This window comes from Caballeronia glathei (genome assembly GCF_000698595.1).
Taxonomy (GTDB): Bacteria; Pseudomonadota; Gammaproteobacteria; order Burkholderiales; family Burkholderiaceae; genus Caballeronia; species Caballeronia glathei.
This window is the reverse complement of sequence record NZ_JFHC01000027.1, coordinates 65,772-81,811: the sequence shown is the minus strand read 5'-3', so window position 1 is coordinate 81,811 and position 16,040 is coordinate 65,772. Positions and strand designations below refer to the sequence as shown.

Annotated in this window: 15 protein-coding genes and 1 pseudogene; 8 read left to right on the top strand and 8 right to left on the bottom strand. The window is 64.4% G+C overall.

The window, feature by feature from the left end; all coding sequences use genetic code 11:
- Positions 1 to 117 precede the first annotated feature (117 nt).
- Entirely contained in the window at positions 118 to 1,212 is a 1,095-nt protein-coding gene (gene ydiK, locus BG61_RS18210) for an AI-2E family transporter YdiK (protein ID WP_051672624.1), read from the top strand.
- Positions 1,213 to 1,255: 43 nt separating this feature from the next.
- On the opposite strand, the gene BG61_RS18205 is transcribed toward ydiK, so the two are convergent.
- A complete protein-coding gene (locus BG61_RS18205) occupies positions 1,256 to 2,038 on the bottom strand; it encodes an SDR family NAD(P)-dependent oxidoreductase (RefSeq protein WP_035934711.1) in 783 nt (260 codons plus the stop codon).
- 136 nt (positions 2,039 to 2,174) lie between these two features.
- Between BG61_RS18205 and BG61_RS18200 the strand changes: the two genes are divergently transcribed.
- Positions 2,175 to 3,077, top strand: a complete 903-nt coding sequence (locus BG61_RS18200; RefSeq protein ID WP_035934712.1) for an AraC family transcriptional regulator — start codon at positions 2,175 to 2,177, stop codon at positions 3,075 to 3,077.
- Between the two features lie 105 nt (positions 3,078 to 3,182).
- Here BG61_RS18200 and BG61_RS18195 read toward each other — a convergent pair whose 3' ends face one another.
- Together BG61_RS18195 and BG61_RS18190 are read right to left on the bottom strand one after the other, a co-directional pair.
- Positions 3,183 to 3,908 (bottom strand): alpha/beta hydrolase, encoded by a 726-nt coding sequence (locus BG61_RS18195; RefSeq protein ID WP_370818079.1) that lies wholly within the window; start codon positions 3,906 to 3,908, stop codon positions 3,183 to 3,185.
- A 759-nt stretch (positions 3,909 to 4,667) separates the two neighbouring features.
- Positions 4,668 to 5,894: an acyl-CoA dehydrogenase family protein gene (locus tag BG61_RS18190; RefSeq protein ID WP_035934714.1), complete on the bottom strand. Its 1,227-nt coding sequence runs from the start codon at positions 5,892 to 5,894 to the stop codon at positions 4,668 to 4,670.
- Positions 5,895 to 6,171: 277 nt separating this feature from the next.
- Between BG61_RS18190 and BG61_RS18185 the strand changes: the two genes are divergently transcribed.
- From BG61_RS18185 to BG61_RS18175, 3 genes are all read left to right on the top strand, one after another.
- Positions 6,172 to 6,591, top strand: a complete 420-nt coding sequence (locus tag BG61_RS18185) for a TOBE domain-containing protein (RefSeq protein ID WP_035934715.1) — start codon at positions 6,172 to 6,174, stop codon at positions 6,589 to 6,591.
- A gap of 276 nt (positions 6,592 to 6,867) precedes the next feature.
- The gene (locus BG61_RS18180) at positions 6,868 to 7,353 is read left to right on the top strand and encodes a molybdopterin-dependent oxidoreductase (RefSeq protein ID WP_035934717.1); all 486 of its coding nucleotides are present in this window, start codon (positions 6,868 to 6,870) and stop codon (positions 7,351 to 7,353) included.
- Positions 7,350 to 7,931, top strand: coding sequence for a nitrogen fixation protein NifQ (locus tag BG61_RS18175; protein ID WP_035934719.1), 582 nt, complete (start codon positions 7,350 to 7,352; stop codon positions 7,929 to 7,931). Before BG61_RS18180 ends, BG61_RS18175 begins: the two co-directional genes overlap by 4 nt.
- Positions 7,932 to 8,051: 120 nt before the next feature.
- On the opposite strand, the gene BG61_RS18170 is transcribed toward BG61_RS18175, so the two are convergent.
- Positions 8,052 to 9,224 carry a porin gene (locus tag BG61_RS18170; protein ID WP_035934720.1) on the bottom strand — a complete coding sequence of 391 codons (1,173 nt, stop codon included), beginning with the start codon at positions 9,222 to 9,224 and terminating at the stop codon, positions 8,052 to 8,054.
- 293 nt (positions 9,225 to 9,517) lie between these two features.
- Between BG61_RS18170 and BG61_RS18165 the strand changes: the two genes are divergently transcribed.
- The gene (locus BG61_RS18165; RefSeq protein ID WP_129572190.1) at positions 9,518 to 9,907 is read left to right on the top strand and encodes a winged helix-turn-helix domain-containing protein; all 390 of its coding nucleotides are present in this window, start codon (positions 9,518 to 9,520) and stop codon (positions 9,905 to 9,907) included.
- A gap of 28 nt (positions 9,908 to 9,935) precedes the next feature.
- On the opposite strand, the pseudogene BG61_RS18160 reads toward BG61_RS18165, so the two are convergent.
- The 4 genes and pseudogenes from BG61_RS18160 to BG61_RS18145 all read right to left on the bottom strand — a co-directional run bounded on the left by BG61_RS18160 (position 9,936) and on the right by BG61_RS18145 (position 13,018).
- A pseudogene (locus tag BG61_RS18160) lies at positions 9,936 to 11,224 on the bottom strand (DUF2325 domain-containing protein).
- Positions 11,225 to 11,260: 36 nt separating this feature from the next.
- Positions 11,261 to 11,689, bottom strand: a complete 429-nt coding sequence (locus BG61_RS18155; RefSeq protein ID WP_051672623.1) for a hypothetical protein — start codon at positions 11,687 to 11,689, stop codon at positions 11,261 to 11,263.
- Between the two features lie 504 nt (positions 11,690 to 12,193).
- Positions 12,194 to 12,520 (bottom strand): hypothetical protein, encoded by a 327-nt coding sequence (locus BG61_RS18150; RefSeq protein ID WP_051672622.1) that lies wholly within the window; start codon positions 12,518 to 12,520, stop codon positions 12,194 to 12,196.
- 171 nt (positions 12,521 to 12,691) lie between these two features.
- Positions 12,692 to 13,018, bottom strand: a complete 327-nt coding sequence (locus BG61_RS18145) for an NIPSNAP family protein (protein WP_035934725.1) — start codon at positions 13,016 to 13,018, stop codon at positions 12,692 to 12,694.
- Positions 13,019 to 13,563: 545 nt separating this feature from the next.
- On the opposite strand from BG61_RS18145, the gene BG61_RS18140 reads away from it, so the two are divergent.
- Together BG61_RS18140 and BG61_RS18135 are read left to right on the top strand one after the other, a co-directional pair.
- A complete protein-coding gene (locus BG61_RS18140) occupies positions 13,564 to 15,054 on the top strand; it encodes an amidohydrolase family protein (RefSeq protein WP_035934727.1) in 1,491 nt (496 codons plus the stop codon).
- A 161-nt stretch (positions 15,055 to 15,215) separates the two neighbouring features.
- The gene (locus BG61_RS18135; RefSeq protein ID WP_051672621.1) at positions 15,216 to 15,926 is read left to right on the top strand and encodes a gamma-glutamylcyclotransferase; all 711 of its coding nucleotides are present in this window, start codon (positions 15,216 to 15,218) and stop codon (positions 15,924 to 15,926) included.
- The last annotated feature ends 114 nt before the right edge of the window (positions 15,927 to 16,040 follow it).

The following is a 16,040-nucleotide window of genomic DNA, read 5'->3' as shown; positions in this document are numbered from 1 at the left end:
ACGTCCGTACACCGGATGCAACTTGCAATGGCGCAGCGATTGCCTACTGTATAGAAAATTGCCGGCGCCGGCGATGCGGCGCGCCGGTGCGATCTTGTTGCGTACGGGGAGAATCAGGTGACGTCACGACCGCCAGTGGATATCGCCCGGATCCTGCTGATCATCGTGATCCTGTCACTGCTGATCTTCGGCAGTCTGTATATCGTCCGCCCGTTCCTGCCCGCGCTCCTCTGGGCGACGATGATTGTCGTCGCCACGTGGCCGCTGATGATCGGCATCGAGCGGCGCGTGGGAGGCCGCCGCTCGATCGCCGTCGCGGCAATGGTGATGGGAATGCTCGTCGTGATCGTGCTGCCGCTCAGTGCGGCCGTAGCGACGATCGCCGAACGCGGCGGCGACGTCATCGCCCTGGCGCAGCGCCTGCCCGACTACACGCTGCCTCCGCCGCCCCGCTGGCTTCATGACGTGCCGCTCGCCGGCGGCCGTCTCGCACGCGAATGGCAGCGGCTGTCCGACGCGGGACCCGGCGGCATCCTCGCACGGGTGCAGCCCTATGCGATGATCGGCACCCAGTGGCTGCTGGCGCGCGCAGGCGCGGCGGGCGCACTGCTCATCCATCTGTTGCTCACGGTGGTCATTGCCGGCATTCTCTATTCGCGCGGCGAACTCGCGCTCTCCATGGTGGCGCGCTTCGCCGCCCGCCTCGCCGGCGATCGCGGCGCGGCAGCGGTGCGGCTCACCGGGCTGTCGATCCGCGCGGTCGCACTGGGAATCGTCGTGACGTCGGCCGTTCAGGCGGCGCTTGGCGGCCTCGGCCTCTACGTAACCGGCGTTCCCGGTGCGGCCTTCCTGACCGCGCTGATCCTGATCCTCTGCCTCGCCCAGATCGGCTCGGCGATTCCGCTCTTCGGCGCGGCCGTATGGCTCTTTCGTCGCGGCGACGAAGTAGCCGCAATCGAACTGGCGGTCTGGACACTGCTCATCATCGGACTCGACAAGGTGTTGCGCCCGCTCCTGATCAAGCGAGGCGTCGACCTTCCGATCCTGCTCATCCTCACGGGCGTGCTCGGCGGGCTGGTCGCGTTCGGCATCGTCGGGCTGTTCATCGGCCCGGTGATACTCGCGGTGACCTTCACGCTGATGCAGGCGTGGATCGCGCAGGAAGTGCCGCCCGAGCCTGCGGAGCCGGGAGTCACGAGCGACGTCAAGTGAACGCCCGGGCAGTCTCCTGCATGCGCGTGCGGCCGCAAGGGAATCAGATCGCCATGCCGCCCGATGCCTCGATACGCTGCGCGTTCACCCAGCGATGCTCCTCTGAGCACAGCGCCGCGATCAGCGGACCGACGTCATCCGGTTCGCCCGCGCGTCCGAGCGCCGTCATGTCCGCGACCCGCCTGTTCACCTCGGGCTTGTCGCGGACCATGCCGCCGCTGAAATCGGTGGCGATCGGCCCGGGCGCCACGGTATTCACGGCAATCCTGCGCGCGCCCAGTTCCTTTGCCAGGCAGCGCGTCAATACCTCGACCGCTCCCTTCATCGACGCATAGGCAGAGGTTTCCGGAAACGTCATGCGCGTGAGGCCCGTCGAGATGTTCACGATGCGGCCGCCATCGTTCATGAGCGGCAGCAGTTTCTGCGTCAGGAAGAATACGCCCTTAAAATGAATCCGATAGACGTTGTCCAGATCTTCCTCGGTCGTGTCGGCGAAGGCCTTGTGCATCGACACGCCGGCGTTATTGACGAGAGCGTCGAAGCGCGCCGCGCCGAATTCGTCGAGTGCGCGCCGCACGCCCTGCACGAAGGCATCGAACGAGCCGATATCGCCGGTGTCCAGTTGCAGCGCGCGGGCCTTGCGTCCCATCGCGTTGACCGCGGCGACAACCTTGTCGGCCTCGGCGCGATTCGATCGATAGGTGAAGATCGAGTCGATGCCGCGCCGGGCGAAGCTCAATACGGTGTTGCGGCCGATCCCGCGGCTGCCGCCGGTGACGATCGCGATGCTGGTGGTGGTGGCAATGGCAGTGTTTTCAGTTGGCATGGTGTGTTCCCGGGTTTGATCTCGTGGGATGCACGATAAGCCTTCCCGGCGACACATTGAATGCCGGATCTCGCCTGTTTCCTGCCTGATCCTGCTCGGGACAGGTCATATCTGACTACGCAAAGGAAAGCTTCATATGTCAGATGTTCTGGTCGAAATGATTCAGCGCTATACCGATGCACGGGCGGGCGACGGTCCGTTCACAACGGCCATCGAAGGGCTCACCATCCTTCGCGCGAATGGTGAGAGAGCGCCCTCTCACATGATCTACAAGCCAGCGCTATGCGCCGCCGTTCAGGGCACGAAGTGGATGATCTGCGGCGAGCGCCGCCTCGAATACCGCGCGGGCCAGGCGCTCGTCGTCAACGTGGAAATGCCCGCGCTCGGCCGGATCGTCGAGGCAAGCCCGAGCAAGCCGTTTCTCGGCGTCGTCATCGAATTCGAACTCGCCGTCATGCGCGAGGTAATGGAGGCGCTGCACGCGCCGCCGCAATCGGACGCGGACGCCGGCGCGGGCGTGTTCGTCACGAACCTCGACGGCCCGTTGGCCGACTGTGTGCGCCGCGCGCTTCTCCTGCTCGACACGCCGAAGGCCATCCCCATCCTTTATCCGTCGATCATGCGGGAAATCTGCTACTGGCTGCTGACCGGCCCTGGCGGCGCGGACGTCGCCAGGATCGCGCTGGCGAGCGGCCATGCCCAGCGCGTCATCAGCGCGATTCACGCGCTGCGCGACCGCTTCACCGAGTTGCTGCGGATCGAAGACCTCGCACTCATCGCGCAGATGAGCCCGTCGGCGTTTCATCGGGAGTTCAAGACACTGACGTCGATGACGCCGCTTCAGTACCAGAAGCAACTGCGTCTGCTCGAGGCGCGGCGATTGATGGTGGAGGATTCTGCGAAAGTCGAGACCGCCGCGTTCCGGGTCGGCTATGAGAGCTCGTCGCAATTCAGCCGCGAATACGCGCGCATGTTCGGGGCGCCCCCGGGGCGGGACGTGGCGGCCTTGAGAGGGACTTTCGCGCAGCACGAAGCGTGAGCCACCGCGCGCCTTGTCTGCTTCAGGCGGGATGGGGTCCGGTGCGCCGCGCTCTGCGCGACAGCGCGGCCGTACGCTTTCTCGTGCGTGCGGCCGCGCCGGAACTCACTGCATCGCGTGGCGCGCGGCGTCCTCGATAACAGCGGCGACTTCCTTCGGCCGCGATTCGTACACGGAGTGGCTCGCGCCCGCAATGACCGTAGTATGGCTATGCGCGCGCGCGTAGTACCAGCGCTCCAGATCCGGATTGATGATCTTGTCGTTGCCGGCCACGATGCCCCAGCTCGGCTTCGTGGTCCACGCAGCGGCCGTCATCGGCGTCCCGAAGACGTTCGCGGCCGTCAGCATCTGCGAATGTGCTTCGAACGTGGCTTGCTTCGCCGGCAGATCCGCGGCGAAGTCCTTCGGGAAGTCTGCGGGGTTCAGATACGTGTAGCCGTCGCTGGTCTTCTCGATCGCGCCTGCCTGTTTCGACGTATAGCTGGGCTTGCCCTTGCCGAGCGCCGCCTCGTCCTCGCCGACATTCGGCGCATGCGCCGCGACGTAGACCAGTCCGACGACGTTCGGATGCACACCGGCCTCGGTGATGATCGAGCCGCCATAGCTGTGGCCGACCAGAATCGTCGGGCCGTTTTGCAGGTCGAGTACGCGCTTGGCAGCGGCAACGTCGTCTTCGAGCGAGGTCAGCGGTTCCTGAACCAGACTGACGTGGTAGCCGTCCTTCGTGAGGATGTCGTAGACCGGCTTCCAGCCCGAGCCGTCAACCCACGCGCCATGGACCAGAACAATATTCCTGACCGGCGTGTGGTGCGCTTTGGCGTCCTGCGCCATTGCGCCCGTCGATGCGAGGAAACAGGCGGACAGTGCCAGGACCGAAGTGACGTGAGACAAGATTTTCACAGGAGATTCCTTTTTCGATGACAGTGGTGAGAAAGACATTGAGCAAACCGAGGCCTGAAGCGCCAGATCGATGCGCGGGCCGTGCTGTAATCTAGCGCCCCGCCCGCCTGGAACCAATGCCTACAAACGGCTTGCCCCGGCGCACCAGTGTTGCGTCATCCGATACCTGTGGATGGTCAGGCCGTCGTGCGGATTGTTCATCTGTATGGCCGTGGCTCAACTCAACTGCAAGAGGAATAGTCGCGAGTCTTAGCGCGCTATACGAAGGTGCTAGGCGTTCACCTGGCGTGTCGCCGGCGAGTGCCGCCGGGCTCGAACTGGAGACAGGCGCGCGAGTGGAAGCAAGCGCGGCGTTTCGCTGCGCGTAAATGTTCTGAACGCAATGGGCTCAAAAACAAGTCGGAAGACAGGCGGCGGCGCGTTCGGCCTTGATCGTGATTGTCGTCGAGAGAGCAGCGCTGTCCCCGGTGCGCAGGCTTCACGTTGAACCTGCGCGCGGCGGCTTGCTCCCGCTATATGCTCCGGCGCCTTTCTCAGCCGATCAAGCCGACGCCGAAAGCCCGCGCGTTCCGACAGGTTTTCCCTATCGCGATCGGCGTAGGCATGTCCTGCGATTGAAGAGCGTGTCCGCGACGCAGGCCTCGAGTCATGGCGCTTTCGCGCGCGACCCTCGGCCCGCGTCGCACGCACTCATACCAGCAACGGCGAATTCGGCTTCTTGCCGGCCAGCAACCGGCCGAACAACTCCATCGTGGTACTGGTGCAGATGGCCCCATGCAGGCCCGCCACGCGAACGTCGAGCCACAGCCGCGTCATCGGATTGCCAACGTTCGCGAGCGACCCGCCCGAGGCGCCCGCGAGCATGTTCACCGCTTCCCAGATCAGCTGGCTCGCGAATCCCGCATCGCGCCAGATGCGCGTACGTTCATCGAGCGTCATCCGCTCAGCCTCGCGCGCGCCGCTCGCTTCGAGCGCGGTGACCGAGCGCCTGATCACGCTTTCAGCCGCGTCGATCTTCGCTGACGCTTCACCCAGTTGGAGATGCGTCACCGCAGCTTCGTCCTGTCTGTCGTAGGTCGTGTACGCGATGCCCCGCTTCCCTATCCCTTCGACGAAGAGCGCGAGCGCCGCCTTCGCCATGCCGAGCGCAGGTAACACGAGATTGGTTGCAAGCAGCGGAATGAGCGGTATGCGGTAGAGCGGTGCATCGCGCAGATGAGTGCAGGCGTAGTCTTCGCGCAGGATCTTTGAGAGCGGCGCAATACGTTCGCTCGGCACGAACACGTCTTTCGCCGTCACGCTGATGCTGCCGCTGCCGCGCAAGCCGATGGTGTTCCAGTCGTTCATCGGAGTGACCTGCGAGGTCGGAACGAGCGCGACGCCGCGATCGACGATCTGCCCGTCTTCGGACAGGATGGGAATGCCGAGCAGATCCCATTGCGCGTGCAGCACGCCGCTGTTGAAGCCCCACAGTCCGTCCTCGATCACCACGCCGCCATCCACCCGCCGCGTCTTCACCCTGCGCGGGACGAGCACGCTCGCGACCGAAAGCTTGCGGCTGATGGCGAACACGTCGTCGACGACGTGCTTCGGAAACGCCGTCAAGAACATCCACGTGCTCGCCGCGCGCAGCCCGACCGTCCATGCCGTCGAGCCGTCCCCCTTGCCGAGCTGCACCACGGTGTCCATCCATGTGTCGAGCGAAGCTTGCAGCCCGCCGTATATTTTGGGGACGACCAGGTCGAACAGGCGGGCGCCTTCGATGTCGGTAATCGTTTCGTCGGGCAGTTTCGCGAGCGCGTCCGTCTCCGCGCTGCGCGACCTCAGCGAGGAAATCAGCGCGGATGCCGACGCGACCGGATCGAGATCGACGACAGTCGCCGCGCGGTGCGGCGCGGCGTGTTGGGTAAGGTTCATGAACTCTCCGGACAGGAACTGGCGCGCGCGTAGCAGGGATTGAACGCTTCTCGCGCGCGAAGCACGTGCTACCCGGACGGGCAAGCCGTGGCCTCGCACAGCGGATAACACTCGAGGGCGGGAATCTATTCTGTGCAATCGGCCGCAGAAATAGATTACAGTCGGTGCGCAAACCTGATCGGGAGCCGCGGCGCGGCTTGCGTCCGCTGCTCCGGGTGTCCGTGGCGAAGAATGCGCTACAGTAGGCAACCCGACCGCTCACCAAGGAGAACATGTGATGAAAACAAGTGCACGCAACCATTTTTCGGGCGAAGTCACCGAGATCAAATCCGGCGCGGTGAACGACGAAATCACGCTGCGCGTCGACGGTACGACGATCGTCGCCGTCGTTACGCAGGAAAGCACGAAGACGCTGGGCCTCGCGGTTGGCGCGAAGGCGTCGGCGCTCATCAAGGCGTCTTCGGTGATCGTCATGCTCGACAGCGATCCGTCCAAAATTTCGACGCGCAACGTGCTTTCCGGGACCGTCGCGGACGTCAAGACGGGCGCTGTCAACACCGAAGTGACGATCTCGGCCGGGTCCCTGCAGATCGCGGCCATCATCACGAACGACAGCGCGACGCGCCTCGGCCTCGCCAAGGGCAGCCCGGCCAGTGCCGTGTTCAAGGCGTCGAGCGTGATCATCGCTGTCGACTAAACGGAATTTCCGGGCAACATGCGGCCGGATCAACGGACGCGCACGATCCGCCATCCGTACGGCCGGCCAGGTTCGCGACGCCCTGTCCCGCTCAGGCGAGTCAGGGCGTTTCACCTCTTTTCCCCTTTCAGTTTCGCAACATCGTTCATTGCATACGCCGCGTGGCATGACCGGCATGCGCCGTTGAAACATGCAACGATCCGTGGTTCGTAATATCCTCCAAGATATTACGACCTCCGTTTCAGCCTCAATCTGGCATTCCCAGCGAGCCTGCACATGAACGATTCACCACCGCTTCGTCCCGCCGGACCTGTCCTCTCGATTGGAGGAAGGGTCGAACGACCGCTTTCATTCGATCTCGCCGCGTTGCGCGAATATGAAAGCGTCATGCTCGAACCGTTCGATCTGTCCTGTTTTACCAGCGGCCGGTTCATCCGCACCGTCGACCGCTATCGCGGCGTGCAGTTGCGCATGCTGCTCGACGCCGCGGGCGTGCGCCGCCCGGGAAGCGCTGACTTCAAGCGCACGGTGTTCCTCGCGCACGGACACGACGGCTATGCGGTCACGTTCTCGTGGCACGAACTTTTCAATTCCCCAATCGGCGAAAGCGTGCTGGTCGCCTATGCGTGCGCGGACCGGCCGCTCACGGTCGAAGACGGCCTGCCGGTGCTCGTGTCGGGCGCGGATACCGTGCGTGCGCCGCGGCATGTGAAGCGCCTTGCGCGCGTCGAAGCGTTCGTGCTCGGAGCATCGAGGCAATGAGCGATGCAGGGCCGGCCGCCGGGAACGAACGCGCCGCGCGCGTGCTGCTCGCATGCGCGCTCGACCCCGCCGCAGCCGATACGATCGCGTTCGCGCGCCTGATCGGCGCAAGGCTTCCCCTTGGCGAACTCCTGCTGCTCGGCCTGAGCCGCGACGCCCTCGACGCGTTGATGGCCCGGCACTTTCCTCGTGCCGAGCGGCTTGCCGACGTGCCGACCGCGATGGCGTGGTCGCCGCACTGGGGCTTCGTGAGCGAATTGCGCGCGTTGCTGCTGGATTACGACGTCACGGCGGCGACGCACGTTGGCGATGCGCAGTGTCTCGCGACGATCATTGCCACCGCATGCCTCAGGCCCGATCATCTCTGGCGGGACCTGGGACTGAACGGTCGCGACGACGTGACGTGCATACTGCAGCGCCACTATCCCGGCCTGATCGCGCGCAACGTAATGAATCTGCGCTGGAAGAAGTTTCTCGCGCAGGAAGTGGCGCTCGCCAACGGACGCGAGCCGACGTTCGCACCGGGCTGCCCCGGCTGCGAGGACTTCTCGCTTTGCTATCCCGCAGACGGCGCCTGACTTCGCGCCCGCCCGCATGAAAAAAGAGCGCTAACAGGCGGAGCCTGTTGCGCTCGAAGGGCAATCGGATATCACAACGCGGTTGCCGAGGAGACACCGTATGCGGGTCGAACCCGCCGTTCAGAACTTGTGACGCAGCCCCACGCGAGCAGCGAACTGATTGTTCGCGCCCGCACCCGAGTTGCCGATGAAGCTCGAACTCGAACCGATCTCCGCCTGCACCGGAACGTCGCGGCCGGCAACCGTATTGCTGCCCGACGCCTTCTGATAGATGGCGAGCACGTAGACATCGGTGCGCTTGGACAGCGCATAGTCCACCATGCCGTTGACCTGATGCCACTTGCCTTCGAAGTTGTCGTCGAGCTTGGAGAACGTATAGCCGAGGCCCGCGCTCAACGCCGCCGTGAACGCATACTTGCCGCCGATTTCGTAGTTGTTCAGCGTCGACGTACCAGCGGTGACCGGCTCGAACTTCGTATGCGTCCAGTTCGCCCAGACCAGGCCCGAGCCGATCGCATAGCGTGTGCCGACGCCGTACGTTTCGAGATCGCGCAAGCCACCCGTGTTGACGTTGGCAATGCTCACGCTGAACGCCGGCGTCGCGCCGTTCGGAAAGCGGATGTTGGTGTACGCCGCGCCGATGCCGAACGGCCCCGCCGCGTAGTTCAGCCCGAAGCTGTACGCGCTCGACGAGCCTTGCGTCGTCGTGCCCGCGGTCGTGGTGGTCGGGGAACCGGCGAACGCTCCGGCCTGATTCGAGAAGCCGTACATGGCGCCGAACGTGAAGCCCGAGAAATTGGCGCTGCTGAACTTGATCGCGTTGTTGATGCGGCTCGACGTCAGCTGGTCCACGTCGTTGATGTGATACGCGTAGTTGCCTGCCGGCGTCTGGCTACCCATCGTGTAGTTGGCGCCGAGAAAGTCGGTCGAGAACGAGTACTGGCGGCCAAGCGTTACCGATCCGATGCCGTCTTTCGTCACACCCGCATACGCCTGTCGACCGAACTCCGCGCCGCCCTGCTGCAACGTGCCGTCGCCGGAGCTGAAGCCGCTCTCCAGAATGAAGATCGCCTTCATTCCGCCGCCGAGATCCTCGCTGCCGCGCAGACCCCAGCGGCTGCCCTGCGCCACGCCGTCGCCGTATTTGAACAGATCGTCATGCCCCGTCGCGGTCGCGGCGTTCGTCACGTAAGTGACGCCGGCGTCGATAATGCCATACAGCGTCACGCTGCCTTGCGCATGCGCCATCGCGCCGATGCTGCCCAAGGCAGCCGCCGCCACTATCTTCTTCATTGGTCTTCCCTTCGTTATGCGCCGTTCGACAACCGGTCACGACCGCACCGGTGTCTGGCTTCGTTGATGATTCCGTCGGCTTCGATGAGGACATGCCGCGCAGCCGTGCTTGACGCTTGCGGGTGCGATGCTTCGTTCCCGTTCGAGTACTCGTTCTTCGGGCGATGCATGGCACGTCGCATCGCTATATTTTCGTGAATATAACGATGCGTAAAGCATTGGTAAACTCTGAACTTGCGATACGTGGCGCCATTGAGACACTCCACGCGCAACTTGGGTCATGCCCTTCGTGTATGCTTTGCGGCATGATCACACCAGTCAAAGCAAAGCAGGCCTTGCCCCGGCCCGAGGTGCGCTTCCGGATGCGCATCCGGACGGGAGACACCGTCGCGCTCGGGCCGGGCAAAGTGGCGCTGCTCGAAGCCGTGCACGAGCACGGCTCGATTTCGGCTGCCGCTCGAAGTCTCGGGATGTCTTATCGACGGGCATGGCTGCTGATAGACGAGCTGAATCGCTCGCTCAAGTCGCCTGCGACGATTTCCGAACAAGGCGGACAAAGCGGCGGCGGATGCGTGCTCACGCCCGTCGGCGAAAACATCGTGCGGCTATACCGGGAAGTGGAAACGCAAGCGCATCAGGCATGCGCCGCACAGATCGCCGCGTTGACGAAGCTCATCCGATAGGGGCGACGCGCCCGCCCCCGCCCCCGGCTCAACCGTGCCGCAGGCAGAAGGCCGAGGCCGGCGGCGCGCTTACGCGTGCCTGCTGATCCGGCGCAATGCGCGCCATCAGCTCGACGAAACTCGCGACGCTCGCCGTTCTCAGCGGGTAGTAGCGCACCTGATGGCGGTCGCACACTCGCTTGAGCATGTTCATCGAGTCATGGTCGACGCAATCGACCGGGAACACCACGAGGTCGGCCCGCGGCAGTGCGGCGGAGAGCAAGCCCTTGCGATCCTCTACCCCGCCGTCGTGCACGACGAGCTCCCCGCCTGCCGAACCCACCAGTTCCTTGAGCGCGGCATTCGACCCCGGCCGCCCCCCGACGTAGACGATTCGCCTCCCGTCGAGCCACGCGAGGCTGCTCCGCCGGGACTCGGACCGGTCCGCGTTCGCCTCCATCGCCCGTTCCAGCGCGTGGAATTCGGCCTGCATGATCTTGTGCAATGCAAGCGCATCGTCGAGGCACTCGCGCAACGCCCGAGCGCTTTCCTGCTCGGCGAGCGCCCGCTGCTCGGCCGCTTCGCGGCGGCTCGTGTGAAGTGCCAGCCTGCGCTCGCAGTCGTCGACTTTTTCTCTCAGCTGCAGCACATCGGCTTCCAGATCCGCGCTCTTTGCGTGCGATGAAACCTGCACGATGTGCTCGGCCAGCTGGCGTTGCGCGGTATCGCGCTGCGCGGCCATCTCGTTCAGGCGGGACTGCTGCCGCTCGACCTTGTCTCTTAGCGCCGCATTCTCCTTTTCGAGCGCCACGAGGCGCCGGATGTCCGCGCGATTCGCCGCGCCGACAAGATGCGACAGCATGTGCAACTCACCGAAGGCCGCCTGCCGCACTTCGATCGTGGATTGCGGATGAGTCATCAGGGCCCAGTAAGCCGGCGAGATGTCACCGTTCTTGCGCGCCTCGTCCCACATCGCCAGCACGGCCTCGGATCGCGTGCCTGAGCGAAGCGGCGTACCGCGCCGGCGTATCGTTCGTCCAGCGCCTTGTTCAGCGCCTTGCTGCCGGCACCGTCCGCCATGGCAAGCTCGACGGCCGCGTGATGGATGTCGAGATCACTGGCATGGTGGCGGTCGATGTCGGAGAATTTCGGCACGAGCTTGCGCAACTCGCTCGTGCTCAGGCATGTCCCGATGACGGAGCAATGGAGGTGCGAGTCCAGTTCGGCCAGACGGACACGACGACGCAACGCCCGAAGCGGCGTCGACGCGGGCTGGCAGCAGGCATCGGCGGGATTCGCGTTTAGCGCGCGAGCAAGGCGAAACGGCGGAGTTTCCATGGCGATTTCATTCCGGGCGTCAGACAGGCAACGCCTCTAGTCCAGGTGGGAACTGGCGAGCGCGGTACGGGAATGCGCGTCGAGAACGTGATCCACGCACAGTCCGACGAAGGTCGCATCCAGTCGCTCGATCGACGATGCGGCGGCGCGAAGCGCGGCCGCATCGTTGCTGGATGCGCTCGAAAAAACGAGGTCGCGCTGTTGCGCGGCAGACCGCGCCTGCTCGATGGCATCCGCCAGCTCGGACATGCGGCCGAAGCCAGCCGCCCGTGCGTGATGGTCCAGACAGGTCAACAGATCGCCGAACGCGCGGGTTGCCAGCGCCTCACTCGACGGCGCTTCTCCCAGCGAATCCGCCAGCATCGACAAGAAGCGGCACACGCTGTCCTGCAGCCGGCCGTATGCATCAACCACCGCGCTGATCAGCTCGGCCCGCTCGTGGTCCGGGGGCGTCCTGAGCGCCATGATGGTCGCGGGATAGTCCCACTGCCCTCGAATGGCGCCCTCCCGTTCATCGGGCGCCGTTGCTCGATTCCGCATCCAGTTCGCTCCCAGCGCGATGTTTCGTTGATTGCCCGGCTGTGGCCGACGCAACGTCGCGTATGTGCCTTGCCGATCCCGGTCGCTACCCGCAATATACGACAGAATATAACGAAATCCAAATTACGCGGCAAGCCTGATCGTTGCTACACGCGATCCGGCAAGATGCAGACGTTTTCAGCCTGCTTACGATTCGATTGGATTTCGACCGTATCTAGCAACACGCGCCGTCAAGAGGACTCGACAGGATTGCCCGGACGTTGAGGCTCGCAGCAACCAAGGGTCAGTCCGCCGATCGCGCGTGTGGAGGGCATACGCGGCTGCGGGCGCCGACGGTCTATGCGGTTGCACCGGAAAGCGTCGAACAGATGCACGAACAGATCAGGTTTCGCGTGTGCATTGCTTCCGGTCGGACCGATGCTCGCTATGCTAGTGGCTCGAACCCGGCGCTTCCTCGATGTGCGATATCGACCGGTCGAATTGCGTCAAGAGAGGCTCCGGCTTCGACGCGCAACCCTCGCGAACCATGCGATCCAGAATCGCGATCAGCGCATCGACCTGACGAAGCTGCGCCCTCGAAAGATGGTGCGCACGCATCAACTGGTTGAGCCGTCGACGCCAATACTCGACGGTCAGCGTCGGATGGTCGAATCGAACGCCAAGCGATTGCAGCATGGCCGCGCGGACGTGCCGGATGTCGGCGTCGACGATCGCCAGTTCATACGCACCCGCGGGCAGTTCGTTTTCGTGTTTCATAACTGATTGACGGCAGGCTTGCGCGAAAGTTGAGCCGCTTCTTTCAGGCTGGCTGCCGTCTCCAGCGCCGCACTGGTTTTATATACAGCAGGCGCCTTCGACCCGGCACGCACCTTTTCGGGGCGTGCCGTCAGCGCCCGTCGGCCGCAGACGGCGAGCGGGCGAACGCCATTAACGCAAGGCGGAAAACGCGACAGGCGTCAGGAAGTGGCTCTCGATTCGCTCGACGATCGGCCGCTCCGCTTCGCTCGCAGCGCGCTTGGCGATCCAGTCGGCGTCCGCCTGGAACGCATTCCACTTCTGTTCGCGTTCCGCGAGGCTCTCCCACTTCAGCATGTAGGTAAGCGCGTGATTGCTCGGCCCGACGAGCGTCGTCCAGAAGCCGATCTGTTCGATGCCGTATTTCTCGAAGAAGCCGAGTGTCGTGTTCGAAAACCGATCGAGCAGCGCGGGCAGGCGTGTGGGGGCGCAGTGATAGATGCGCATTTCAACGATCAATTGTTCTCTCCATTTGAGGGTTAAGGCTGCGGCATGGCGCGCGGTGGCGACACCGTCTGCCTCGTTGGAAAATGTCCCGGTGCGACGCTACCGTCGTTCGAAACAGTTCAGCGCGTAGTGATACCACGTTGCGCGTCATTGCGTATCGGCCGTCTCGCACTGCTTTCAAACCCGAGGGAACCGTCGGGGGCGACATGGCATGGCGCCCGGCTCCACGTCCCGGCTCGACATCGGGAAGCAGCAGATGTCGTCATGCCCTGCTCTTGCGTGGCGCACGCCGCGAAAACGCAATCCGGGCAGCAACTTGCAAATCGTTTGCCCACGTTATCCACAGACTCATCCACTTTTTCGGTGCATAAGTCCCGGAAAGGCCGCCCACGCTCTACCTCACTCGATCCGGGAATTTTTTCGCCCGCCTCCGGCACGCACACGGGCGCTACTATTCGATAACTGACTAAAATCTGCCGTAGCGCCAAAAAACGCGCTCCCTGCGACTGTCCGCAGGCAACCGGCACCGCTTGACTCACTCATCGAAGACGATACTCATGAGCACCACCGTTGACTGCGCATGGCTTCTGGCCGACCCCGGTACCGCAAAAGCGCAGGCCGATATGCGCCTCGTCATTGAAGGAGGCCTCATTCAGGGCGTCGTGCCCGCGCCGGGACCGGCGCCCGGGCCTCGGCAGCTTGCACTGCCCGCGTTGACCAACGCGCACGGTCACGGCCGGTACTTCCGGAGCGCAACCGTCGGTGCGTTCGAACAACCGCTGGAAAGCTGGCTACCGTTCATGGGGCTCATCCCCGGCGCCGATCCCTACCTGAATGCAGCGACGGCCTTCGCGCGCTCCGTACGCCACGGCGTTGCGAACCTGATGGTTCATTACACGCGCGTGCAGGGAGGCATGCCGTACGTCGATGAGGCCCGCTCCGTGGCCCGGGCCGCGCGGGACGTCGGCAATCGCATCGGCTTCGCGATCGCGATGCGCGACAGGCACGGCATCGGCTATTGCGATGACGCGACGGCGCTTGCCGCGGTGCGTCCCGGCATCCGCGATGCGGTTGCGGCGCGCCTCAGCGTCAAGCCTGTGGCCGCATCGCAGCAGCTCGCGCTCGTCGACGAGGTTGCCCGCATGGTCGATGAGGAAGGCTACGCCGACCACGTCACCGTGCAATACGGCCCCGCCGGCGTGCAATGGTGCTCCACGCCGCTGCTCGAAGCGATCGCGCAGGCGTCTGCCGACCACAGCCGGCCCGTTCATATGCATCTGCTCGAGACACGGTACCAGCGCGAATGGGCCGACCATGCTCATCCCGAAGGCATCGTCAGGTTTCTCGACGATCTCGGCATGCTCACGCCGAGGCTGACGCTCGCGCATTGCGTCTGGGCCCGGCCCGATGAGCTCTCGCTGCTCGCCGAGCGAGGGGTAACGATCGCCGTGAACACGAGTTCCAACCTGTACCTGAAGTCCGGCATCGCGCCCGTGCCCGAAATGCTCCGGCAAGGGTGCCGTATCGCGCTGGGGCTCGATTGCACCGGCGTCGATGAAGACAACGATCCGCTGCGCGAGATGCGCCTCGCTTACCAGTTGCATCGCGGCTGGGGCTTCGACGTGACAATGGACCGCGCGGATCTCTGGACCTTCGCGGCACGGAACGGCCGCCGCAGCGTGAACGGCGCAACCGGGGATGCTCCCCTCGGAGGTCGTCTGGCAGCGGGCGCGCCGGCAGACGTGGTGCTGCTGAACTGGGACAAGCTCGACGACGACAGCCTGCTTCCCGTCGATCCGCTCGATCTGCTGCTTGCGCGTGGCAGCGGCATGCATGTCGACGGGGTCATCATCGGTGGCAGGACGGTTGTTGCCGGGGGCCGCGTGTGCGGCGTGGACGAACACGCGCTACGGGCCGAACTGATCACGCAGATGCGGGAGCGCATAGCGGCCCGGCCGGAAGTGGGCGCCTGGCACGGCACGCTGCAGGCGCTGGCCGAAGACCTGGGACCGTTCTACCGCAACAGCGCATGGAGAGGCTGCTGCTGATGCGGGTTGTCGCCGCTGAGTGTCCAAAGCGTCTCCGGCAGGCGTATTTATCCGCACCGGCACCGCCGCCATACTGTCGCTCATCGGGACATGTGGCCGCGGTGCCATTGCAGTGCTCCATGAAAGTCACCGGCAAAACTCAATTCGACAGGGCATGAGCGATGTTGACAAGGCAGGCAATTGACTCAGGCGCGTATCTCGAACACTTCGAATCGTTGCCGAACCTGTGGACCCGCGAGCGAATCGAGCGTTCCCTCGACGAGACCATGAGGGCACGCCCGGACGATGCCGCCGACGTCTGGATCTTCGCCTACGGCTCGCTGATATGGAATCCGATGGTGCACTTCGACGCGCGCCACATCGCGACACTGCACGACTGGCACCGCAGTTTCTGTCTTCGCATGGTCGCCGGGCGCGGCAGTCCGGCGTCGCCGGGCCGCATGCTCGCTCTGCGGCCCGGCGGCCATACGCATGGTGTGGCACTGAAGCTGCCGGAGGCGAGCCTGGACGAAGAACTGCGGCTCGTGTGGATCCGGGAAATGGTTCTCGGCTCCTACCGGCCGACCTGGGCGCCTGTCACGCTCGATGACGGCACGCAAACGCACGCGCTCGCCTTCGTAGCCGACGCGAGCCGCGAACAGTTCGAGGCCGACTCATCTGTTGCAACGGTGGCGCCGCTCATCGGCTCGGCTTCCGGCAAGTTCGGCACCAACGCGGAGTATCTGTTCAGGCTGCACGCCGCACTGAACGAGTGCGGGCTGCATGACCCGTACATCGACGCGCTGGTCGACGTGCTGGTCGACGTCCTTGTGGACGAACGAGGACGCCTGTCCCCGCCCGCTCCTTGCGAAGGCGCCGCCACGTCTGAATGACCGATGGCGGCGCACGTCGCGCGCCACGTGCATCGCGTTGACGGCGATCTGGCGGCGGCGTGACTTGTCTCGCGTGAGCTGCGCAAGCCCGCCGCGTCACCCTTAATACGCAAC